At 56.0% G+C, this 21,167-nt stretch carries 20 protein-coding genes; 7 read left to right on the top strand and 13 right to left on the bottom strand.

Annotated features, from left to right (window positions below; translation table 11 throughout):
* Nucleotides 1-15 precede the first annotated feature (15 nt).
* Nucleotides 16-1,689: an energy-dependent translational throttle protein EttA gene (ettA, locus tag QWY27_RS00515; RefSeq protein WP_290193807.1), complete on the top strand. Its 1,674-nt coding sequence runs from the start codon at nt 16-18 to the stop codon at nt 1,687-1,689.
* 20 nt (nt 1,690-1,709) lie between these two features.
* Here the strand turns inward: ettA and minE are convergent, their stop codons facing one another.
* The 4 genes from minE to QWY27_RS00495 are packed head-to-tail and all read right to left on the bottom strand — an operon-like array spanning nt 1,710 to nt 5,438.
* A complete protein-coding gene (minE, locus tag QWY27_RS00510; protein ID WP_290193806.1) occupies nt 1,710-1,967 on the bottom strand; it encodes a cell division topological specificity factor MinE in 258 nt (85 codons plus the stop codon).
* On the bottom strand, nt 1,967-2,782 hold the full coding sequence (minD, locus tag QWY27_RS00505) for a septum site-determining protein MinD (protein ID WP_290193805.1): 816 nt from the start codon (nt 2,780-2,782) through the stop codon (nt 1,967-1,969). Before minD ends, minE begins: the two co-directional genes overlap by 1 nt.
* Nucleotides 2,783-2,814: 32 nt before the next feature.
* Nucleotides 2,815-3,651 (bottom strand): septum site-determining protein MinC, encoded by an 837-nt coding sequence (gene minC / locus QWY27_RS00500; RefSeq protein ID WP_290193804.1) that lies wholly within the window; start codon nt 3,649-3,651, stop codon nt 2,815-2,817.
* A 20-nt stretch (nt 3,652-3,671) separates the two neighbouring features.
* Nucleotides 3,672-5,438, bottom strand: a complete 1,767-nt coding sequence (locus tag QWY27_RS00495; protein WP_290194084.1) for a glutamine--tRNA ligase/YqeY domain fusion protein — start codon at nt 5,436-5,438, stop codon at nt 3,672-3,674.
* A gap of 135 nt (nt 5,439-5,573) precedes the next feature.
* On the opposite strand from QWY27_RS00495, the gene recQ reads away from it, so the two are divergent.
* Nucleotides 5,574-7,457 (top strand): DNA helicase RecQ, encoded by a 1,884-nt coding sequence (recQ, locus tag QWY27_RS00490; RefSeq protein ID WP_290193803.1) that lies wholly within the window; start codon nt 5,574-5,576, stop codon nt 7,455-7,457.
* Nucleotides 7,458-7,461: 4 nt separating this feature from the next.
* Here recQ and ruvB read toward each other — a convergent pair whose 3' ends face one another.
* Nucleotides 7,462-8,529, bottom strand: a complete 1,068-nt coding sequence (gene ruvB, locus QWY27_RS00485; protein ID WP_290193802.1) for a Holliday junction branch migration DNA helicase RuvB — start codon at nt 8,527-8,529, stop codon at nt 7,462-7,464.
* A 99-nt stretch (nt 8,530-8,628) separates the two neighbouring features.
* Here ruvB and QWY27_RS00480 point away from each other — a divergent pair, with 99 nt between their 5' ends.
* Genes QWY27_RS00480 through QWY27_RS00465 form a run of 4 tightly spaced genes read left to right on the top strand, consistent with a single transcriptional unit; the run spans nt 8,629 to nt 12,560 of the window.
* On the top strand, nt 8,629-9,600 hold the full coding sequence (locus tag QWY27_RS00480; RefSeq protein ID WP_290193801.1) for a threo-3-hydroxy-L-aspartate ammonia-lyase: 972 nt from the start codon (nt 8,629-8,631) through the stop codon (nt 9,598-9,600).
* 16 nt (nt 9,601-9,616) lie between these two features.
* Nucleotides 9,617-10,537 (top strand): complex I NDUFA9 subunit family protein, encoded by a 921-nt coding sequence (locus tag QWY27_RS00475; protein WP_290193800.1) that lies wholly within the window; start codon nt 9,617-9,619, stop codon nt 10,535-10,537.
* A gap of 11 nt (nt 10,538-10,548) precedes the next feature.
* Nucleotides 10,549-11,577, top strand: a complete 1,029-nt coding sequence (locus QWY27_RS00470) for an NAD-dependent epimerase/dehydratase family protein (protein WP_290193799.1) — start codon at nt 10,549-10,551, stop codon at nt 11,575-11,577.
* 5 nt (nt 11,578-11,582) lie between these two features.
* Nucleotides 11,583-12,560 carry a Bug family tripartite tricarboxylate transporter substrate binding protein gene (locus tag QWY27_RS00465; protein ID WP_290193798.1) on the top strand — a complete coding sequence of 326 codons (978 nt, stop codon included), beginning with the start codon at nt 11,583-11,585 and terminating at the stop codon, nt 12,558-12,560.
* Here QWY27_RS00465 and QWY27_RS00460 read toward each other — a convergent pair.
* From QWY27_RS00460 to QWY27_RS00430, 7 genes are read right to left on the bottom strand one after another with little or no spacing between them, the layout of a single operon-like run.
* A complete protein-coding gene (locus tag QWY27_RS00460) occupies nt 12,557-13,888 on the bottom strand; it encodes an aspartate aminotransferase family protein (protein ID WP_290193797.1) in 1,332 nt (443 codons plus the stop codon). The genes QWY27_RS00465 and QWY27_RS00460 overlap by 4 nt on opposite strands.
* A complete protein-coding gene (gene ruvA / locus QWY27_RS00455; RefSeq protein ID WP_290193796.1) occupies nt 13,885-14,469 on the bottom strand; it encodes a Holliday junction branch migration protein RuvA in 585 nt (194 codons plus the stop codon). The genes QWY27_RS00460 and ruvA overlap by 4 nt, the downstream gene beginning before the upstream one ends.
* A gap of 17 nt (nt 14,470-14,486) precedes the next feature.
* A complete protein-coding gene (gene ruvC, locus QWY27_RS00450) occupies nt 14,487-15,038 on the bottom strand; it encodes a crossover junction endodeoxyribonuclease RuvC (protein WP_290193795.1) in 552 nt (183 codons plus the stop codon).
* Between the two features lie 16 nt (nt 15,039-15,054).
* Nucleotides 15,055-16,644 carry a bifunctional phosphoribosylaminoimidazolecarboxamide formyltransferase/IMP cyclohydrolase gene (purH, locus tag QWY27_RS00445; RefSeq protein WP_290193794.1) on the bottom strand — a complete coding sequence of 530 codons (1,590 nt, stop codon included), beginning with the start codon at nt 16,642-16,644 and terminating at the stop codon, nt 15,055-15,057.
* 7 nt (nt 16,645-16,651) lie between these two features.
* The gene (locus tag QWY27_RS00440) at nt 16,652-16,897 is read right to left on the bottom strand and encodes a helix-turn-helix domain-containing protein (RefSeq protein ID WP_290193793.1); all 246 of its coding nucleotides are present in this window, start codon (nt 16,895-16,897) and stop codon (nt 16,652-16,654) included.
* 21 nt (nt 16,898-16,918) lie between these two features.
* Entirely contained in the window at nt 16,919-17,965 is a 1,047-nt protein-coding gene (dusB, locus tag QWY27_RS00435) for a tRNA dihydrouridine synthase DusB (protein ID WP_290193792.1), read from the bottom strand.
* A gap of 36 nt (nt 17,966-18,001) precedes the next feature.
* The gene (locus tag QWY27_RS00430) at nt 18,002-19,162 is read right to left on the bottom strand and encodes an FAD-dependent monooxygenase (RefSeq protein ID WP_290193791.1); all 1,161 of its coding nucleotides are present in this window, start codon (nt 19,160-19,162) and stop codon (nt 18,002-18,004) included.
* A gap of 117 nt (nt 19,163-19,279) precedes the next feature.
* On the opposite strand from QWY27_RS00430, the gene QWY27_RS00425 reads away from it, so the two are divergent.
* Entirely contained in the window at nt 19,280-19,723 is a 444-nt protein-coding gene (locus QWY27_RS00425) for a TM2 domain-containing protein (protein WP_290193790.1), read from the top strand.
* A gap of 12 nt (nt 19,724-19,735) precedes the next feature.
* On the opposite strand, the gene QWY27_RS00420 is transcribed toward QWY27_RS00425, so the two are convergent.
* Nucleotides 19,736-21,082: an aminopeptidase P N-terminal domain-containing protein gene (locus QWY27_RS00420; RefSeq protein ID WP_290193789.1), complete on the bottom strand. Its 1,347-nt coding sequence runs from the start codon at nt 21,080-21,082 to the stop codon at nt 19,736-19,738.
* Nucleotides 21,083-21,167: the final 85 nt, after the last annotated feature.

The raw sequence follows: 21,167 nt of genomic DNA, 5'->3' as shown, positions 1-21,167 counted from the left end.
TTCTTAGATGGACCTATGGCTCAATACGTATACACAATGCATCGCGTGGGCAAAATTGTTCCTCCCAAGCGACAGATTCTGCGTGACATTTCCCTGTCATTTTTTCCTGGCGCCAAAATCGGCGTGCTGGGTCTGAATGGCTCCGGCAAATCGACCCTGCTCAAAATCATGGCCGGCGTAGACAAGGAGATCGAGGGCGAAGCTATCCCGATGCCAGGGCTGAACATTGGCTACCTTGAGCAAGAGCCCAAGCTTAATCCTGATCACACCGTGCGTCAGGCTGTCGAGGAGGGCATGGGCCCTGTCGTCGCGGCCAAAAAACGCCTCGATGAGGTGTATGCCGCTTACGCAGAGCCCGACGCCGATTTTGATGTGCTCGCTGCAGAGCAGGCGGAATTGGAGGCCATCATTTCTGCCGCGGCCTCGAGTGGTTCGGATGATACCGAGACTCAGATGGAAATCGCAGCGGATGCTTTGCGCCTGCCCCCGTGGGACGCCAATGTTGGCAAGCTCTCGGGTGGAGAAAAGCGCCGCGTGGCCCTCTGCCGTTTGTTGCTTTCCAAGCCGGATATGTTGCTCCTGGACGAACCGACCAACCACTTGGACGCCGAGAGCGTCGAGTGGCTTGAACAGTTTTTAGCCAAATTTCCAGGAACTGTAGTGGGCGTGACCCATGATCGCTACTTCCTTGATAACGCGGCGGAGTGGATTCTTGAACTCGATCGTGGTCATGGGATTCCCTGGAAGGGTAACTACAGCTCCTGGCTGGAGCAGAAAAATGATCGACTCAAACAAGAAGAAGCCAGCGAGTCGGCCCGCCAGAAAACGATCAAGAAAGAACTTGAGTGGGTGCGTCAAAACGCTAAAGGTCGCCAGGCTAAAGCCAAAGCACGTATGACGCGCTTCGAAGAGCTATCCTCGCATGAGTATCAAAAGCGCAATGAAACGCAGGAGATTTTTATCCCTGTCGCAGAGCGTCTGGGCAATGAAGTCATCGAGTTCGACAACGTGAGCAAGGCCTTTGGTGACAAGTTGCTGATGGATAACGTCAGCTTCCGTGTGCCGCCCGGCGCGATCGTTGGCATCATCGGACCAAACGGTGCGGGTAAATCAACCTTGTTCCGCATGATCGCTGGACAGGACAAGCCCGACAGCGGTGAGGTCAAAATCGGTCAAACCGTCAAAATTGCCTTTGTCGATCAGTCCCGCGATGCCTTGCCCGATGCCAAAACAGTGTTTGACACCATTTCCGATGGAGCGGATCTGTTGACGGTGGGTCGCTTTGAAATGCCAGCCCGTGCCTATCTTGGGCGCTTTAACTTCAAAGGCGCGGACCAGGGCAAGACGGTCGGTCAGCTCTCTGGTGGTGAGCGTGGCCGTTTGCACTTGGCTAAAACATTGATTACGGGCGGCAACGTTTTGCTGCTGGACGAGCCCTCCAACGATCTGGACGTTGAAACGCTTCGCGCGCTTGAAGATGCGTTATTGGAGTTCGCCGGTTCTGTGATGGTGATCAGCCACGATCGCTGGTTCCTGGACCGCATCGCCACACACATCCTCGCCTTTGAAGGCGACTCTCAGCTAGTATTTTTTGATGGCAACTATCAGGAATACGAGGCGGACAAGAAGCGTCGCCTGGGTGAGGCGGGCGCAGCACCCAAGCGGATTCGCTATAAGGCGCTGCGTTAACCAGGCGCTGCGTTAACCGATCAACGCTGAGGCATCTCGATCTTGACTTCAAGGACCTCTAGGTGGTCCTGTCTGTCAAACTGTACCTTGATGTCCTCGGGATTGATTTGAACGTATTTCGAAATCACGGCCATCAACTCCTTTTGGAGCGCAGGCAAATAATCGGGTGAATTGTTACCGCCCCCGACACGTTCGTGGGCCAGAATGATCTGCAAACGTTCTTTCGCGACGTTGGCGGAGGTTTTCTTCTGACCAAGCAAAAACGACAGAAATGACATCACTTACCTCCGAATAAGCGCTTGAGCAGACCTGGCTTTTCGTAGTCGACGAAACGCAGGGGCTTTTCCTCGCCAAGGTAGCGCGACACGACATCGCGGTAGGCTTCGGAAACATCACTCTTTTCAATGTGGATGGCGGGCAAGCCTTGGTTGGAGGCTTGCAGGACCGACTCGGACTCGGGAATCACGCCGATCAGTTTGATCCGCAAAATATCCTCGATGTCTTTAAGTGACAGCATTTCGCCGTCTTCGACGCGCTTTGGATTGTAACGTGTGAGTAAAAGGTACTCTTTAATGGGCTCGTCAGACTCGATCGCGCGACGGGATTTGGAGGCCAAAATACCCAAAATACGGTCTGAGTCACGTACGGAAGAGACCTCGGGGTTGGTCACGACCAGCGCATCGTCTGCGTAATAAGCCGCCAGCAATGCACCTGTTTCGATCCCGGCTGGTGAGTCGCACACGATGTATTCAAAACCCATGTCTTTCAGGTCGTTAATGACCTTGCCGACGCCCTCAAGGGACAATGCGTCTTTGTCGCGCGTCTGGGAGGCAGGCAAAATGAACAGGTTTTCGAGGTTTTTATCCTTGATCAACGCCTGATTCAGAGTGGCTTCACCCTGAATCACGTTAACAAAGTCGTAGACCACTCGACGTTCGCAACCCATGATGAGGTCGAGGTTGCGCAGGCCGACGTCAAAGTCGATGACTGCTGTTTTAAAGCCACGCATGGCCAAACCGGAAGAAAAGCTGGCACTCGTGGTGGTCTTGCCAACGCCACCCTTGCCTGAAGTCACCACCACAATACGAGTCATGACGCGAGAACCTTTAAATGGAAATGTTAATTTTACTGCCCAAGGGCGTTGATATGAAGTGCATCTTTTTCAAGTTGGATCACAACAGGTTTTTGATGCAATTCGGCTGAAAGTTTAGTGTCGATCACGCGATAAATACCCGCTACGGCAACGAGCTCGGCATCAAAGCCAGTCGTAAAAATCCGCGCGGCGATATCACCGCGAGCGCCTGCCATGGCTTTGCCACGCAAGGGACCGTAGATATGGATATTGCCATCGGCGATCACTTCGGCGCCTCGGCTCACCACACCCATGACAATCAGATCGCTATTGCGCGCGTAGACGCGTTGACCAGAGCGCAAGGGCCCCTTGATCACCATGGTCGGTGCGGCTGAAGTCTCCTTGACGGGCTGTGCCTCGGGTGAGGCCGCAGCGCGCTCAAGCGCTTCGGTCGTGGTGGCTTTATTGTCCGTGTCCTTGGCTGCGGTGTCTTCCGCGGACGCCGCGGGCGTGGGTAAGCTGGCTGTCACAGGCTCGGCGACCGAAGCCGCCGTTTGGGTGTCGGAGGCATGACGCGCAGGCGCGGCAGAAAGATCAACAGGTGTGAGGCCGCAAGCCTGGGCCCGGGCAAGATTATCGCCTTGGGCCACCACGCCGATGACAGGAAGCTTGTGTTTTTTAAAGGCCTCGATCAAAGGGGGCCAATCTATCACATCGTCCAAGCGCGTCGCATCAATCACAACGGGCTCATTTTCAAAAAATGCACCGGCATCGGCCATGCGTTTTTTGAGGGCCTTGATCAGGTCTTTCGTATCGGCGTGTTGGAGCACCACACGGATGGCATACAGTGTGGCGCTTTTGAATTCCAGGGGAGAGAGTTCAGTCGTCATTGGCGAGGATCATACCTTACCTAGGTGGCACTCGCCCAGGTGTCTTTGAGTGTCGTAACCCGGTTGAACACCGGACGCTCAGCAGTCGAATCCCGAGTGTCGATTACAAAGTAGCCTAGACGCTCAAATTGCGACACGATGCCAGGCTCAAGTGAGGTGCCGGGCTCAAGCCAAGCCTGGACGGATTGTATGGAGAGCGGGTTGAGGTAGTCTAAAAACTCCCGATCGCCCGCGTCCGGAAAGGGCTCGGTGAACAAACGGTCGTACAGTCTGATTTCGGCAGGCACCGCGGCAGCGCAGCTGATCCAGGTGACGTTTCCCTTGACCTTGACCGCATCGGCACCTGGTGTGCCGCTCTTGGTGTCAGGATTGTATTGAGCATGCACCTCGATGATGTTGCCCTGTTCATCTTTCACACAGCCGGTACATGTCACGACATACCCGTATTTCAAGCGCACTGAGTTGCCAGGGAAGAGTCTAAAGTATTTTTTAGGTGGAATTTCGGCAAAATCTTCGCGCTCGATCCACACCTCGCGCATGAGCGGAAATTCGCGCTGCCCCGCCTCAGGATCGTGCGGGTTACGCGGCGCATGACAAGGCTCGGCGTGACCTTCAGGGAAATTCGTGATCACCAGCTTGAGGGGGTCCAAAATCGCGACCGAGCGGGGGGCCAGGGGATCCTGATCCTCACGCAATGCCTGATCCAGCAAGCTGTAGTCGATGCGGGAATTAGACTTCGAGACTCCCGTGCGCTCGCAGAACAAACGCAGTGACGCGGCGGTGTAGCCGCGACGGCGCAAACCGGCAAGGGTGGGCATTCTGGGATCATCCCAGCCACTCACGTGACCTTCTTTGACCAACTGGAGCAGCTTGCGTTTGCTGGTGACGATGTAGCTGACGTTCAGCCGTGCGAACTCGTACTGATGCGGCAAAGGCAGCGAGAACTTGCCGAGCTCTTGCAGGCGATTGAGCGTCCAGTCGTAAAAAGGCCGCTGGTCTTCAAACTCTAAGGTGCAGATGCTGTGGGTAATGCCCTCGAGCGCATCCTCGATTGGATGGGCGTAGGCATACATGGGGTAGATGCACCACTGCGTGCCGGTGCGATGGTGAGCGGCATGGCGAATGCGGTAGAGCACCGGATCGCGCATGTTGATGTTGGGCGAGGCCATGTCGATGCGCGCGCGCAATGCCATGCTGCCATCGGGGTGCTTACCCTCGCGCATTTCGCGCAACAGGCGCAGAGACTCGGAGGCTGGCCGGTCGCGATAGGGCGAGTTTTGGCCGGGCTCGGTCAGCGTGCCGCGCATGGCGCGCATTTCTTCGGGACTTTGTTCGTCCACGTAGGCGTGACCAGCCTCGATCAGCGCCTCCGCAAAGCTGTACATGTCCTCGAAATAGCTGCTGGCGAAATAGAGATGCTCCTTGCCTTGGGCTGTCCAGTCAAAACCCAGCCATTTCACGGCATCGATAATGGCATCGACATACTCCTGCTCTTCTTTTTCGGGATTCGTGTCGTCGAAACGCAAATGACAGATGCCGCCATAGTCCCGAGCCAAGCCGAAATTCAGGCAAATACTTTTGGCGTGGCCAATATGCAGGTAGCCGTTGGGCTCGGGGGGAAAGCGCGTGCGAATCCGTGCCGAGTCAAGCTCGCCCGCGGCTTGAACCTGTGCGGGTCCTGGACGGCCCGCCCATCGCTTACCGGCAAATCGCTGAGAAGCGAGGTCGGAATCGATGATGTTGCGCAGAAAGTTAGTCGTAACGGGAGCGTTCGTTTCAGAGGTCATACGAGGATTTTGGGCGGCCAGAGCAAGCGGTAAGGGCATATTTTGCCATGAGGCGCACCCAAGTTCTTGGGTGCGAGGTAAATACCCTCAATTTGATCCTCTACAATCCACGAATGTTGTTAATTAAAACCGCTCATGCTTGAGCCTAGCCCCTTCGCGTCTGATCCTCCCTTTGCGCAACACCCATCCTCGAACGCCAGCAAACTGGACGCTTCGGAGGTGCTGGCGCGGGTTTTTGGCTACGAGTCTTTTCGGGGTGATCAGCAGGCGATTGTCGAGCATGTGATTCAGGGCGGCGACGCCTTGGTACTCATGCCGACGGGCGGCGGAAAGTCTCTCTGTTATCAGGTCCCCGCACTGGTGCGTCCGGGCACCGGAATCGTCATTTCTCCGCTGATTGCCCTGATGCAAGATCAGGTCGATGCTCTGACTGAGCTTGGGGTGCGTGCAGCATTTTTGAATTCCACCCAGGACTGGCAAGACACCAAGGACGTTGAGCAAGCGTTTCTAAATGGTCAGCTCGATTTATTGTATGTGGCACCGGAACGCCTGCTGACTGATCGCTGTTTGCAATTGTTGGCGCGTGGTCAGATCGCGCTGTTTGCTATCGATGAGGCGCATTGCGTATCCCAATGGGGACATGATTTCCGTCCTGAATATCTCGGCTTGTCCATGCTCCATGCGCGCTGGCCGACGGTTCCGCGTATTGCGCTGACGGCTACTGCCACTGATGTGACGCGTCGCGAAATTGCCGAGCGTCTGTCGCTTGGAGAGGCTCGTCATTTCGTCGCGAGTTTTGATCGTCCAAATATCCGCTACAACATTGTTGAAAAACAAGATGTGCGTAAACAGCTCCTGCAACTTTTAAAGCAGGAGCACCCCGGAGACTCCGGGATTGTGTATTGCTTGTCTCGCAACAAGGTTGACGACACGGCAGCATTTCTCTGCGCGCAAGGGATTGAGGCCCTGCCTTATCACGCGGGCCTTGGTGCACAGGTGCGCGCGCATAACCAGTCCAGATTTTTGCGTGAGGACGGTATTGTGATGGTTGCAACGATCGCCTTCGGGATGGGCATCGACAAGCCTGATGTACGATTTGTCGCGCACATCGATATGCCCAAGTCTGTCGAGGGCTACTACCAGGAAACGGGTCGCGCAGGACGCGATGGTCTGCCAGCCACCGCATGGCTCGCTTACGGTTTGCAAGATGTGGTCCAGCAGCGCCGCATGATCGACGAATCCACAGGGGATGATGCCTTTAGACGTCGACTCGGCGCCCAACTCGACGCCATGCTGGCGATGTGCGAGGCGATTGCCTGTCGGCGTCAGCGCCTGCTTCAGTATTTTGGTCAACGTATCGAGCCCTGCGGCAATTGTGACAACTGTTTGCAGCCTCCTGAAGCCTGGGACGGAACCGTCGCGGCACAAAAGATGTTATCGGCCATTTATCGTCTAATGAAAGAGCGAGGCCAGCGTTACGGTGCCGGACATCTGATCGATATTTTGCGAGGCAAAGCGACGCCCCGCGTACTTGAAAATGAACATGAAACACTGACTGTGTTTGGCATTGGTCAGGACTTGTCGGAGCAGGCTTGGCGAAGTGTGCTGAGGCAATTGCTCGCCCATGGATTGCTCGTAGTCGATCAAGAGGGCTACGGGACCCTTGCCCTGACCGAAGAAAGCCGTGCCGTCTTGAAGGGCGCGCGCACATTGATGCTGCGTCGGGAGGCGGAGCGTTCAACAAGACTCTCCACGCCTAAATCAAAAACTTTACAGCCCGATTTACCCTCTGGCGCACAAGAAATTTTTCAAGCGTTACGCAATTGGCGAGCTGAGATTGCTCGCAGCCATGGTGTGCCTGCCTATGTCATCTTTCATGATGCGACGCTACGCGAGATTGCCATGGCGCGTCCTCGGAGTCTTCAGGATCTTGAGCACGTCAATGGTGTCGGCGTACGCAAGCTGGAATCCTATGGCGAGTCGATCCTGGCATGTATTGCCGACTTTCCTGAGCGCTGAGCAGTCAGCTAAAAAGCGGCCCATCCGTAGGAGGCGCTTTGGGCGGTGTCAAGCCAAGATGTCGCCAGGTCGTTTGTGTGGCCATCCTGCCACGTGGTGTGCGCTGCAGGTAGCCATGCTGGATCAAGTAGGGTTCGATCACATCTTCGATGGTGTCGCGTTCTTCGCCGATCGCGGCTGCCAGGCTGTCGACGCCGACCGGCCCTCCGTCAAATTTATGCACAATCGCTTCGAGTAGTTTGCGATCCATGAGGTCCAGGCCCTCAGGGTCGACTTCGAGCATGGACAACGCCGCATTGGCTACGGTCGCATCGATCGTGCCTTGTGCTTTGACTTGCGCATAGTCGCGCACGCGACGTAATAGGCGGTTGGCGATGCGGGGTGTGCCGCGTGAGCGTCTGGCGACTTCGGCGGCACCGTCCGGTGTGATCGGGACTTGTAGCAAGCCCGCGCTGCGTGTGGCAATGCGCGTGAGTTCATCAGGCGTGTAAAACTCGAGGCGGGACACAATACCAAAACGATCGCGCAGTGGATTCGTGAGCATGCCGGCACGGGTGGTCGCCCCAACCAAGGTAAAGGGCTGCAAGTCGAGTTTGACGCTACGTGCGGCCGGGCCTTCGCCAATCAAAATATCGATTTGAAAGTCTTCGAGCGCGGGATAAAGGATTTCCTCGACTACAGGCGATAAACGGTGGATCTCGTCGATAAACAACACGTCGTTGCGTTCGAGATTGGTCAGCAAGGCGGCGAGATCACCCGGACGCTCCAGGACGGGACCAGAGGTCTGGCGCATATTGACACCCATTTCGTGGGCGATGATGTGGGCAAGGGTCGTTTTACCGAGTCCGGGCGGCCCAAACAGCAGGACGTGATCCAGCGATTCCTGACGGTTACGCGCCGCAGCAATAAAAATCTGAAGTTGCTCGCGCACGCGTTGCTGACCAACATACTCCTCGAGCGCCCGCGGGCGCAGCGCCCGCTCGATGGTCTCTTCGTTGGGGGTCGTTGCTTGTGGCGTCACGAGACGAGAGGCCTCGGCGCGGGAGCTCAGGGAATCCGACTGAATAGCCATGAATGAAAAAAATAATCCAATAGAGGTGCAGACTACACAATGATGCCCGGACAATCGTACACTATCCAGCATCTTGTATCTGTTAATAAGAGGAAAGCAATGTCTATTGTGTTGCCAACATACGAAGATGTGGTCCGTGCATCTGAAACGCTGAAAGGCGTTGCCCATCGAACTCCCGTGATGACTTCGGCCACTGCGGATAGGATGACTGGGGCTCGCGTCTTTTTCAAATGTGACAATCTGCAGCGTATGGGGGCGTTCAAGTTCCGCGGGGCATTCAATGCGATTGCCAATCTGTCGCCTGAACAGCGTCGCGCTGGCGTCCTGACCTTCTCCTCCGGCAACCATGCGCAAGCGATCGCGTTGGCCGGCAAGCTGCTCGGTGTCGCGACCACCATCATCATGCCACTGGATGCACCTGCGGCCAAAAAGGCGGCGACCCAAGAGTATGGCGCCACGGTTGTCAGCTATGACCGTTACAAAGAAAACCGGGACGATATTGCCCGCGAGATGCAAAAAAAGACCGGTATGGCATTGATTCCTCCTTATGATCACTTGCATGTGATCGCTGGACAGGGAACTGCGGCCAAAGAATTACTCGAAGACGTTGGCGAGCTGGATTACTTGATAGTCTGCTTGGGCGGTGGCGGCTTGCTCGCAGGGAGTGCGCTCTCCGCCCATGCGCTGAGCCCCAAGTGCAAGGTGTATGGCGTAGAGCCCGAAGCCGGTAATGATGGTCAGCAGTCCCTGCGCAAGGGCGAAGTGGTGCACATCGAGCCTCCACGCTCGATTGCGGACGGTGCGCTCACGCTTTATCTTGGCCAGCTGACCTTTGGGGTCATCAAACAACGTGTGACGGATATTTTGACGGTGACGGATCCCCAGTTGCTGGCAACGATGCGATTTTTCGCGGAGCGCATGAAGCTCGTGGTCGAGCCGACAGGCTGTCTGGGTGCCGCGGCACTGTTGCAGGGCATCTTGCCGGTGGAAAAGGGCGCGCGTGTTGGCGTGATCATTAGTGGTGGTAATGTAGACTTGCAGGCTTATGCGGGATTTTTGACGCAAGCCTAATTTTTCGGAGTCATCCATGCGTGTACTGGTGATTGGTGGTGCAGGGTTTCTGGGCCGACAGATTGTCGGTCGTCTGGTAGCTCAAGGGCATGTGGTGCATGTGCCAACGAGGCAGTATCAACATGGTCGCGCGCTCTTGGTTCATCCCACGGTCACGGTCATGCAAGCCGATATGCATGACGACGCGATGCTAAACCGGTTAGTGGCGGGATGCGATGTGGTCATCAACTTGGTCGGTATTTTGCATAGCCCTGCGGGTCAACCTTATGGCGTTGATTTTGACCGGGCGCATGTTCAGCTACCCAAACGGGTGGCACAGGCCTGCTTGGCTCAGGGGACCAAGCGTTTCATTCACATCAGCGCGCTGGGCGCGGATGCGCAGGCTCCCAGCGGCTATTTGCGGTCCAAAGCCGCCGGCGAGCAGGCGATTCGAAGCGCTTACGGCGCGGCAAAAAATGAGGGCTTCACCATCTTTAGACCGTCCGTGGTCTTTGGAGCCGAAGATCAGTTCATGAACATGTTTGCCCGTTTGGCGCGCTTTTTCCCTGTCCTGCCGATTGCCGGCGCGCAGGCCAAGATGCAGCCCGTTTATGTCATGGATGTTGCCGAGGCCGTTCTGAATGCCATGTCGCAGCCCTGGGCCTGCGGTCAAACCTTCGAGCTGGCTGGTCCCCGCGTCTATACGCTTGGCGAGCTGGTTGAGCTTGCCGCACGCTGGAGCGGTCATCCTCGCAAAGTGATATCGCTACCCATGTCAATTGGGCGCATGCAAGCGTTCTTTTTCGAGTGTCTTCCGGGCGAGCCCCTGATGTCCCGTGACAATCTCGCATCGCTGACTGTCGACAACACGAGCGCCTCACCCATCGACCCTTTGCTCGGAGTCGTTCCAACGGCGCTTGAGTCGATCGCGCCTGTTTATTTGAAGCCTCATGCCTGAGATTCCCGAACATGACAATGCACAAAACAGGTCAAGCCTTAAACATTAAAGACTCCCGAATTTTGATCGCCGGTGCCGCGAGTCTCGTGGGCTCGCATACCGCCGATCTCCTGCTCAAGGAAGGCGCGCGCGAAGTCTTGCTGTTGGACAATTTTGCTTTTGGCTCAATGGAGGCGATCAAGCACCTGCAGGATGATCCCAGAGTAAAAATCGTGCGTGCGGACTTGATGCGCTTGCCCGATTTATTGATGGCGACCGAAGGGATCGATGGCGTTGTACATTTGGCGGCCTACATGACCTTGGGCTTTTCCCAAACACCCTGGCAGGCTGTGGATGTGAATATTCGTGGTGCGCAAAACATGCTTGAAGCGTGCCGTGTCAACAAGGTCAAAAAGTTCATCTTCGCCTCGTCGAATGCCGTCTATGGTTATGGTCCCGGTATTCACGGTGCACTGTCCGAAGACATTCCTTTCCACTCGGTTGGTGCGCCACCCGCTGCGATTTTGTACGGCGCCTCCAAAATCATGGGCGAACAGCTCTGCCGTCATTATCACCAGACCTTTGGTCAGGACTATGTCGTGTTGCGTTATTCGACAGTCTACGGCGAGCGTCAACACTATCGCGCTGCGAACTCCCTTTACATCATGGAAACGTACGACTTGGTGCGCAAAGGGCAGCCACCGATTTTGCCCGGTGACGGTACGGACACCAAACATTTTGTGCATGTCTCTGATGTCGCGCGCGCCAATCTCGCGGCGCTCCAAAGCTCGGCAACCGACGTGGCTGTCAACGTTTCCGGTCCTGCCCCCATCACAACCGGTGAGCTGGTGAATCTGGTACTCGAGTATTGCAAGAGCAGTCTCAAACCCGAAGTGCGTCCCGATCCACCCGGTAAAGTGCGCCTGACCTCGGGTGGCGCATTTCATATCCCGCACGACAAGGCGGGTGAGCGGATTGGTTGGAAACCTCAAGTGCAGATGCGTGAAGGCGTCACACGCTTACTGGCATGGCGCGAGGCACAAGAGAAAAAGGAGAAGTGAACCATATGAAAATATCAATGAATCGAATCATGGTCAGTGTTGCGCTTTTGGTGGGCGCAGGTTTTTCTGCCTTAACTGCCGCGCAGAATTTTCCCGAAAAAACCGTCACGCTGGTCGTGCCGTATCCGGCCGGTGGGGCAACCGATGTGATTGGTCGGATGGTCGCTGAAAAACTTCCCGCTCAATGGAAACAGCCCGTGGTTGTCACGAATCGTCCGGGGGCTGGAACAACGGTTGCGGCCGAATCGGTTGCACGCGCTCCGGGTGATGGCTATACCCTGTACATCACCACGGCCGCCCATACCATCAGCGCGAGTCTCTATGGCAAGCTCAAGTACGATCCGATCAAAGATTTCGCACCGATCACCTTGATCTCCACGATCCCACTGGTGATGGTGGCCAATCCGAGTTTGCCGGTGAACTCGCTTGCCGACTTGATTCAGTATGCCAAGGCTCAAAAGAATGGACTCACCATGGCTTCGCCCGGAAATGGAACACCTCAGCATTTAGCGGGTGAGTTGTTCAAGGCTAAAACCGGCACACCCTTGACGCATGTGCCTTACAAAGGTGATACGCCAATGCTGACTGATTTGTTGGGTGGTCAGGTACAAGTCGCCTTTGTGACCTTGTCTGCTGCGTTGCCTTACATCAATTCTGGCAAACTCAAGCCGATTGCTTTGGCGCATCCGACACGTGTTGCGGCGATATCTTCCGTGCCAACGATGGCTGAAGCAGGCGTGCCCGATTTCACTGCGGCGACCTGGTTTGGTATCTATGGTCCCGGAACGATGAGCGATGCACTGAGTCAGAAAATATCCGCAGATATACAGAAAATTGTGGCTGATCCCGCGATGACTCAGCGTTTGCGCGAAATGGGGGGCGAAGTCAACAACAGTTCGCCCGAGGCCTTCCAGAAAGTGATTGCTTCTGAGGTCAAAAATTGGTCCGAAGCTGTCAGACTGTCAGGCGCACGCGTCGACTAGGCAATCATGTTGAGACTCTCGTCGATCGATTGTCTGAGTCGATCGACGATTTGGTCGATTTCAGCTTCGCTCACGATGAAAGGCGGCGCCACCAACACATGGTCGCCGCTTTTTCCATCAATCGTTCCGCCCATTGGATACACCAGCAGGCCATTGTTGATCGCTTGTTGTTTGATCACGGCATGTAGTTTTTTATTGTGATCAAACGGCGTGCGATCCTCTCTGTCGCGCACGAGTTCAACCGCCATGAAGAGTCCGCGACCGCGTATGTCTCCAACATGCTGGTGGTCCCCCAGCGCGGATTTGAGTGCCTGCGTCAAATATTGGCCACGCGCGCGAACCTGAGGCAGTAATTGGTCGCGCTGGAGGACGCGTTGTACAGCCAGCGCGGCGGCTGAAGCGATCGGATGTCCTAGATAAGTATGTCCGTGCTGAAACATGCCGCTTTTCTGACGGAGCGCTTCGACTACGTGTGTGCGAGCCAGAAGCGCGCCGATTGGTTGATATCCGCCGCCCAGTCCTTTGGCGATCACCACGATGTCAGGAAGTGCCTGATCCTGCTCAAACGCATAGAGCGTGCCGGTACGACCCATCCCGCACATGACTTCATCGGCGATGTAGAGAATGCCGTATTTGTCGCAGAGCGCACGGACACCTTTTAAATAACCTGGGGTGGGCGGTACAGCTCCAGTCGTTGCACCGACGACAGTCTCCGCGCAAAAAGCAATGATTCGTTCTGGACCAGTCGCAAGAAAGGTCTGTTCGATTTCATCAAGCAATCGACGTGTGTAGTCATCTTGAGTTTCGTGAGCAAGCCGATCCCTGTATTCAAAACAAGGCGATACCCTTGGTACCTCCATGAGCAGGGGAGCAAAAGGTTGACGCCGCCACTCGTTACCGCCTACCGCAAGCGCGCCGAGCGTATTGCCGTGATAGCTTTGTCGGCGCGATACAAAAACAGTGCGTTCGGGCTGACCGATTTCCAGAAAATACTGTCGCGCAAGCTTGAGCGCTGCTTCAACCGCCTCGGAACCACCCGAAACGAAATACACCTCGCTCAGATCGCCGGGTGCGTGTTCAATCAAATGATCCGCAAGCGCTTCAGTGACTTCCGAGGTAAAAAAACCTGTGTGTGCGTAAGCGAGTTTGTCTATTTGCGCATGCATGGCGGCGAGCACATCGGGGTGTGCGTGACCCAGACACGAGACGGCGGCGCCACCGCTTGCATCGATGTATTGCTTATTGTGTTCGTCGGTGATGTAGATGCCGCAGGAACTGGCCGCGACGCGTGGCGTTTGGCGTAACGAGCGGTGAATGATGTGCGTCATTTTGATAACCCCTTAAGTGCTTGGCGAATCGCATCCGAGATGGCTAGACCTTCTGGCAAGCCCTTGACTGCAGCGAGCGCTTCGCGCTCGGAGTAGCCGAGTGCGGTAAGCGCGTGCATGACATCGTTTTGCGTGTTGGAGCCTGCTGCAGTCTGCGCATTTAGCGAATGACCCAGGTCGGCACCAAGTTTGCCTTTCATTTCAAGCAACAGTCTTTCGGCCGTTTTTTTACCGATACCTGGCACGCGCATCAGACGCGCAGGTTCTTGCATGGTGATCGCCTGTGAAAGCTCTTCGACGGACATGCCCGACAATACGGCCAGAGCAGTGCGCGCACCAATTCCACTGACCTTGATGAGTTCGCGAAACGTTGCGCGCTCCTGGGCGCTGGCAAATCCAAAGAGAATATGGGCATCTTCCCGTACCGTTAAATGCGTGAGCAGCGTGACCTGCGCACCGATTTCCGGCAGTGCGTAGAAGGTGGTCATTGACACATCGAGCTCGTAACCGACGCCCTGCACATCGAGCCCGATGCGCGGTGGCGTTTTATCAAACAACGTTCCGGTGAGTCGACCAATCATTCTGAGTCCTTTTCGCTTTAGCCTAGCAATCTGCCTGCACGCAGACGCGTGCGTCCGCGCGAGGTGCGTGTCTGATAATTCATTTGACTGAGTTTTTCGGTCAGCGGCGCGACGTGTGCGTGACAGATCGCGCACGCCAGCGCATCGGCTGAGTCGGGAGAGGGGACGCCATCGAGCATCAACAGGCGTTGCACCATCAGCTGGACCTGTTCCTTGGCCGCCCGTCCCGCACCGACAACAGATTTTTTGATCTGGAGGGCAGTGTATTCGTGTACGGCCAGATTTCGGTCCGCGAGCGCGCAAAGGGCGGCTCCGCGAGCCTGACCCAGCAGCAGGGTGCTGGCCGGGTTGGTATTCATAAAAACGATTTCCAGGGCAGCGACATCTGGTTGCGTATCTTCGACCACTTGGCGAAGGTTATCCAGTATGACTTTCAGCCTGAGGGGCAGGGTGATGTCGGATGGCACAACGATCGTGCCACTGGCGACATAAGTCAGCTTGGCACCCTTGACGTCGATCACTCCGAAGCCTGTTCGTCGAAGTCCCGGATCGACACCAAGAATGCGCATGAGCCTTGCCCCTTATTTAGTGTCTGAAGTGTCGCATACCTGTCAGAACCATCGCAATATCCCGCTCGTTTGCTGCGGCGATCACTTCATCGTCGCGCATGCTGCCGCCAGGCTGGATGACGCAGGTCGCACCTGCATCAATCACCACGTCCAGCCCGTCGCGAAACGGAAAGAACGCATCCGAAGCTACTGCCGAACCCTTGAGTGTCAAACCGGCGTTTTCGGCTTTTATCGAGGCGATGCGTGCCGAGTCGATGCGGCTCATCTGGCCTGCGCCCACACCAAGCGTCATGCTGTCACCACAAAAGACAATCGCGTTTGATTTGACGAACTTGGCGACTTTCCAGGCAAACATTAGATCGCGCATCTGCTCGGACGTTGGTTGTTTGCGTGTGACGACGCGCAGGTCTTGGGCTTTGGTCGTTTCAAAATCAGGCGTTTGGACCAGCCAGCCTCCACCGATTCGCTTGACGTCGATATCGTTCTGCCCTTCGCCCATCGGTACTTCGAGCACACGGACATTTTTTTTGCTAGCGAGCAGTGCGAGCGCATCGTGATCGTAAGCGGGGGCGAGCAACACCTCAACGAATTGTCCGCTGACCGCTTGAGCGGTTGCGAGATCGACAGTACGGTTGAATGCGATGATCCCGCCGAAGGCCGAGGTTGGGTCTGTTTTAAATGCTTTGAGGTATGCATCGCATGCGTTGGCGGCGGTTGCCACGCCGCAGGGATTGGCGTGCTTAACGATCACGCATGCGGGTTCGTCAAAGCTGCGTACGCAATCCCATGCCGCATCGGAGTCGGCGATGTTGTTGTACGAGAGTTCTTTGCCTTGCAATTGCTTGAAGTTGGCGAGCAAGCCAGCGGGGCAGTATGGATCCACGTAAAAAGCGGAGCGCTGCTGAGCGTTTTCCCCATAGCGCAGCACTTGTCTCTGGTAGACCTGCAGAGTCAGGATGTCAGGCCAGGTGTTGCGGGCGGGGGCGACAGTTTGGGCGGGCTCGGCTTCGCTGATGCTGCTCAGATAACCGGCGATGGCGCCATCATAGGCCGAGGTGTGGGCATAGACTTTGGTCGCCAGTTTCAGGCGCAAGCCATAAGAGGTGCCGCCAGTTTGATCCATCTCCGAGAGCACCGCGGCGTAGTCGGCGGGGTCGATGACCACCGTGACACCGCCCGCTTCTGTTCCGTGATTTTTAGCGGCTGCTCGCAGCATGGCGGGACCGCCGATATCGATATTTTCAACCGCATCCTCGAAAGAGCAGGCGAGGTTGGCAACGGCCTGTCGGAAAGGATAGAGGTTGACGACGAGCAAATCAATGCGGTCGATGCCGTGTTGTTCAATCGTTTTCAAATGCTCGGCACTGTCGCGTCGCGCGAGCAGACCGCCATGAATTTTGGGATGAAGCGTTTTGACGCGACCATCCAGAATCTCTGGTGAACCGGTGTGTTGCGCAACCTCAGTCACTGCGAGTCCTGCTTCGGCCAGCAGTTTGGCGGTGCCTCCGGTCGAAAGCAGTCGCACACCGCGTGAAGCGAGCGCTTTGGCGAAGTCGACAATACCGGTTTTGTCGGAAACGGAGAGCAGAGCGGTTTGGATATTCATTGCGTGATTAGTCTTGAGGGATAAGTTTGTGAAAAATAAGTTTTTTACGCAGGGTGTTGCGTGTCATGCCCAGCATTTGGGCGGCTTTGGACTGGTTCTGGTGCGCGTGTGTCATGGCCACCTCGAGCAGAGGCCGTTCGACGCACCGGATGACCATCTCGTACATGTCACTCGGATTCGTGTCGCCCAGGTCGCTGAAATATTGCTCTAGACTCAGACGGACGGCTTCTTCGAGAAGGTTGTTTTTTTTCATGGGTATTGAGCAAGGCGAGGCTTAGGCAGCTTGAAGATGGCTTGAGCCAAGGTCATGATTGTCGCAGGTTGCCGTCAGGCTGTCTGGCGAAATCTGGTGTTGGTGCGTAAACCATTGGTTGACCGCCTCGAACTGCTCACTGGTGGTCTCGATTTGATTGATTTGATCGCTGAAGCGTTTCCCTGAGGGTAGGCTGCTGACGTACCAGCCGATGTGTTTGCGGGCCGTCCGCACACCTGGCAATTCGCCATAAAACTGGTAGTGATCGGCGAGATGCTCCAGAAGCAGGTCCCGCATCTCGAGCCAGGTTGGTGGAGAGAGCGTTTCGCCCGTTCGCAGAAAATGATCCACCTCTCTGAATATCCAGGGTCTACCTTGGGCGGCTCGTCCAATCATGACCGCGTCAGCGCCCGTGTAAGCTAGCACCTCGAGCGCTTTGCTGGGGCTGTCAATGTCACCGTTGGCGACGACCGGGATGGATAGGTTGGCTTTTACTTCGCGAATCGTGTCGTATTCGGCTTGACCAAGATAGAGGTCGGCGCGTGTGCGTCCGTGCAGAGTCAGTGCCGAGATACCTGAGTCTTGGGCAAGTTTGGCAATGCGCAGCGCATTGCGGTGCTCTCTGTCCCAGCCGGTCCGGGTTTTGAGGGTAACGGGTACGCCATGCGGGTGGCACGCTTGAACAACGGCCTCAAGAATGCGCGCGACCAAGTCCTCGTGGCGCAGGAGTGCGGAGCCTGAGGCGACATTGCAGACTTTTTTGACCGGGCAACCCATGTTGATATCGATGATGCGGGCGCCTTTGCTGATGTTAAAAACAGCAGCCTGGGCCATCATTTCGGGATCTGCCCCTGCAATTTGCACCGCGACGGGATCGATTTCACCATCGTGATTCAAACGGCGTGATGATTTGACGGTCTTCCAGAGCTGGGGATTGCTGGCCGCCATTTCTGAGACGGCATAGCCGGCACCCAGTTTTTTACATAATTGTCTGAACGGACGATCCGTCACACCCGCCATCGGGGCGACAAAAACATTGTTCGGAAGGGACCAGGCGCCAATTTTCATTCCGAAATTGTAATCGCTCGCAGGCGCTCGCCTGATTTAGCCGCGCATGCCTTGCAAGAGGTGCCGCGCCAACGGTTCGCGCAAGCCTGGACACATATCCATTCCGAGCAAAGCCAGGCCTGCGAGATGCTCGACAGGTGCGTATCCGCTTGTAAACGTTCGAGCCATGCTGTCGGTCAGCAAAGCGGTTAGTTGCCGGTCTGGAAGCCTGATTTTTTGAAAACGTGTCAGAGCAGGATCCAAGCTCTGGCCAGGATCGGCGAGCCATTCACGCAGGGCAATCGCTAGAGCAGCGGTGTCTCGCAGGCCGAGGTTCAACCCTTGACCTGCGACCGGATGAAGCGTCTGTGCCGCATTGCCAATGGCGACACAGCGGCCATCGACTGTTTGGGCCCGCACATTCAGGCGCAGAGGGATCGGCGTCACAGCGTCCTCGACAGCAAAAGATCCTAAGCGGGTACCAAAGGTTTCTCCCAGTGCGTTCGAGAATGCCCGGGGAGTGAGCGCCTGAAGCATGTTGGCGCGCTCTGGCGCGCAACACCACACGATGGATTGCGAGTCGCTGGAAAGGGGGTGCGGCAAGACAGCCAAGGGACCTTCCCGCGTAAAGCGCTCGAAAGCCCAGCCTGGCCGAGGCAAACTGACTCGGGCTCTGGCGAGCAGAGCCATTTGAGAGTATTCACGCTTGAGAGGGGTATTTGGATTGCCATCCGCTTGCACGACAAGTGCTGCGGTCAGGTGTTGACCATCCTGGACAATACTGACGTACTCGGCATTTTGCGAGGTGATTTGAGCCGCCAGACCGGAAATGACCTGCACGCCAGACGCCTGCACAGCTTGCATCAGACTGTTTTGCAGATGAGCATAGTGCACCACTGAGCCGAGCTGCGGGACCTTAAAATCGCTGTGCCGGATGACCGTGCGACCCAGACGGCCTTTCTGTGAAACATGGATTGTCTGAATCGAGGCCGCTCGCGTCGGCCAGGCTGTTAGAGACTCCAGCAGCACGCGACTGCCGTGATTCAGTGCAAGCACTCTCGGATCGTTTTCAGGCGCATAGCCGTAGGCTGAGGCCGATCCGGACTGGAGCAGCGCGATGCGTGCAGGTTGCGCACAGTAGCGCGTCAACAGCAAAGCCAGTACGCAGCCGGTTGGCCCGCCCCCAATAATGACAACGTCGAAATCTGGTCGTGACATGTGGGTATTTTAGCGCTGAGGCTTTCCGGACTGGATGATGCCCTTGAATCGGGTATGCTCGATAACTTGAAACGCTATATTTTCATCTTTTGAAACACCATTGCTTACATCTTGATCATGTCCTCTTCCCATTCTCAACCTCAGTTTCGTCATAAAGTCACCGTCGGACTGCTAGCGGCCCTGTTGGGTGTGGTGGGTGCACACTGGTGGTATCTCAAGCGGCCCTACGCCTGGCTTGTCACGACTTACAGTTTGGTCCTGATGGTGGTGAGCGCCTTTGCAGAGGTGTGGTGGGAGAATCCGGCGTTTTTTCTCTTATTCATCCCTATTCTCAATGGTTTCATCGAAGCCATCATCTGGTGCTTGATGAGCGACGCCCGGTTTGACGCCCGCTTTAATCCCGGGCTCAAGAGAGAGCAGCCGAGTGGATGGGGGCCGGTATTGGTGGCATCCTTTACGCTCCTGATTGGCACCGTCGCCTTCATGTTTGGCATCGCGATGATCGTGATTTACATCTGGACGGCGCTCGGATGGCTGGATGGATTAAATATAAAGGGTTAGATCGCGCTGCAATCAAGGCTTGATCAGCGCTTCTATTTCAGAGATCTCCACGGGGACTCCGCGGGTAATCAGTTCGCAGCCTTGCTCAGTCACCACGGCATCGTCTTCGATGCGAATGCCGATGTTCCAAAAGTCTTCCGGTACATCGTCCGCGGGGCGGACATATAAACCAGGCTCGATCGTCAGCACCATGCCAGCTTCGAGCATCCGCCAGGGTCGATCCCCCGCCCCAAGAGGCGGCATACGGTAGGTCCCGACGTCGTGTACATCCATGCCAAGCCAGTGTCCTGTGCGATGCATGTAAAAGCGCGTGTAGGCGGTGCTTTCCAGAGCCTGTTCAAGCGTCCCCGTCAGGAGACCTTCGTCCAGTAGCCCCTGGGTCAAGACCTTGACTGCGGCGTCGTGTCCAGCATTCCAATGGTGCTTGGGCGAGGTATGCGCGATGGCGGCACGTTGGGCATCCAGCACAATTTCATACAAAGCGCGTTGGGCCCCAGAAAAGCGACCATTGACGGGAAAGGTGCGTGTGATGTCAGAGGCGTAACCTTCTAATTCGCAGCCCGCATCGATCAGGACAAGCTCACCATCGCGCATGACGCTGTCACCAGCAGGGTGGTGCAACACGCATGCGTTCGCCCCCGTCGCGACGATGCTGTCGTATGCCACACCTTGCGCGCCCTCTATGCGGAACGTGTGGAGTAATTCGGCCTCAAGTTCAAATTCGTGCAGGCCGGGACGGACAGCTTGCATGGCACGCACATGCGCACGTGCCGAGATGGCGCCTGCTGCGCGCATGATCTCAAGCTCAGAGGCATCTTTTATCAGACGCATTTCAGAGAGGGGCTCGCACAAGTCGAGCCACTTGCTCGGGGTCGCTCTGGCACCTCGCGCCTTGCGTTGTGCGGCACCGACCCAGTCATGCACTTTGGCCAACAGTTGTGGATTTGAAAAGTTAGACAGAGGGGTGAGAAGCTGGCTATGTCCAATCAGCATCTCAGGCATACGCTGATCAAGCTCAGCGACGTTAAACGCTGCGTCAAACCCAAATTGCTCGGCCGCCGCCTGCGGACCCCAGCGCTTGCCATTCCAGATTTCATACTCGGGATTTTTGTCCTCACAAAATAAGATGCTTTGTTCGGAATCGCCAGAGATCAAGACGAGCCAAGCTTCGCTTTCCTTGAAGCCGGACAAATAAAAAAAATCACTGTCATGGCGAAAGGTGTAGTGATTATCGCGATTGCGGTGACGCACCACAGCGGTTGGCAGAATCGCGATGCCACCGCCTTGCGAACGTATCCAGGCCAGCAATTTTTGTCGACGAGATTGAAAGCTTTCCAGAGGGGTTTTCACAACAGGCATAAAAAAATGGAGCCGAAGAGATGTGGATCGGAGCGTGCAAGCAAAGCACCATATGAAAGCACCATATACCGATAAGGTGATGTGC

Origin of the sequence: Zwartia vadi (assembly GCF_030410375.1) — a bacterium.
In the GTDB taxonomy this organism is placed as follows: domain Bacteria; phylum Pseudomonadota; class Gammaproteobacteria; order Burkholderiales; family Burkholderiaceae_B; genus Zwartia; species Zwartia vadi.
Note: the sequence above shows the minus strand (reverse complement) of the source record. Positions and strands in the feature narration are given on the sequence as shown.

Excerpts from the sequence above, each read along its gene's own strand:
- QWY27_RS00465 (WP_290193798.1), top strand. The coding sequence starts at position 11,583 with ATGAAAATATCAATGAATCGAATCATGGTCAGTGTTGCGCTTTTGGTG.
- ruvB (WP_290193802.1), bottom strand. The coding sequence starts at position 8,529 with ATGGCTATTCAGTCGGATTCCCTGAGCTCCCGCGCCGAGGCCTCTCGT.
- QWY27_RS00470 (WP_290193799.1), top strand. The coding sequence starts at position 10,549 with ATGACAATGCACAAAACAGGTCAAGCCTTAAACATTAAAGACTCCCGA.
- QWY27_RS00420 (WP_290193789.1), bottom strand. The coding sequence starts at position 21,082 with ATGCCTGTTGTGAAAACCCCTCTGGAAAGCTTTCAATCTCGTCGACAA.
- recQ (WP_290193803.1), top strand. The coding sequence starts at position 5,574 with ATGCTTGAGCCTAGCCCCTTCGCGTCTGATCCTCCCTTTGCGCAACAC.
- QWY27_RS00480 (WP_290193801.1), top strand. The coding sequence starts at position 8,629 with ATGTCTATTGTGTTGCCAACATACGAAGATGTGGTCCGTGCATCTGAA.
- QWY27_RS00425 (WP_290193790.1), top strand. The coding sequence starts at position 19,280 with ATGTCCTCTTCCCATTCTCAACCTCAGTTTCGTCATAAAGTCACCGTC.
- dusB (WP_290193792.1), bottom strand. The coding sequence starts at position 17,965 with ATGAAAATTGGCGCCTGGTCCCTTCCGAACAATGTTTTTGTCGCCCCG.
- ruvC (WP_290193795.1), bottom strand. The coding sequence starts at position 15,038 with ATGCGCATTCTTGGTGTCGATCCGGGACTTCGACGAACAGGCTTCGGA.
- minC (WP_290193804.1), bottom strand. The coding sequence starts at position 3,651 with ATGACGACTGAACTCTCTCCCCTGGAATTCAAAAGCGCCACACTGTAT.
- ruvA (WP_290193796.1), bottom strand. The coding sequence starts at position 14,469 with ATGATTGGTCGACTCACCGGAACGTTGTTTGATAAAACGCCACCGCGC.
- QWY27_RS00475 (WP_290193800.1), top strand. The coding sequence starts at position 9,617 with ATGCGTGTACTGGTGATTGGTGGTGCAGGGTTTCTGGGCCGACAGATT.
- QWY27_RS00430 (WP_290193791.1), bottom strand. The coding sequence starts at position 19,162 with ATGTCACGACCAGATTTCGACGTTGTCATTATTGGGGGCGGGCCAACC.
- QWY27_RS00440 (WP_290193793.1), bottom strand. The coding sequence starts at position 16,897 with ATGAAAAAAAACAACCTTCTCGAAGAAGCCGTCCGTCTGAGTCTAGAG.
- minD (WP_290193805.1), bottom strand. The coding sequence starts at position 2,782 with ATGACTCGTATTGTGGTGGTGACTTCAGGCAAGGGTGGCGTTGGCAAG.
- QWY27_RS00495 (WP_290194084.1), bottom strand. The coding sequence starts at position 5,438 with ATGACCTCTGAAACGAACGCTCCCGTTACGACTAACTTTCTGCGCAAC.
- ettA (WP_290193807.1), top strand. The coding sequence starts at position 16 with ATGGCTCAATACGTATACACAATGCATCGCGTGGGCAAAATTGTTCCT.
- purH (WP_290193794.1), bottom strand. The coding sequence starts at position 16,644 with ATGAATATCCAAACCGCTCTGCTCTCCGTTTCCGACAAAACCGGTATT.
- QWY27_RS00460 (WP_290193797.1), bottom strand. The coding sequence starts at position 13,888 with ATGACGCACATCATTCACCGCTCGTTACGCCAAACGCCACGCGTCGCG.
- minE (WP_290193806.1), bottom strand. The coding sequence starts at position 1,967 with ATGTCATTTCTGTCGTTTTTGCTTGGTCAGAAGAAAACCTCCGCCAAC.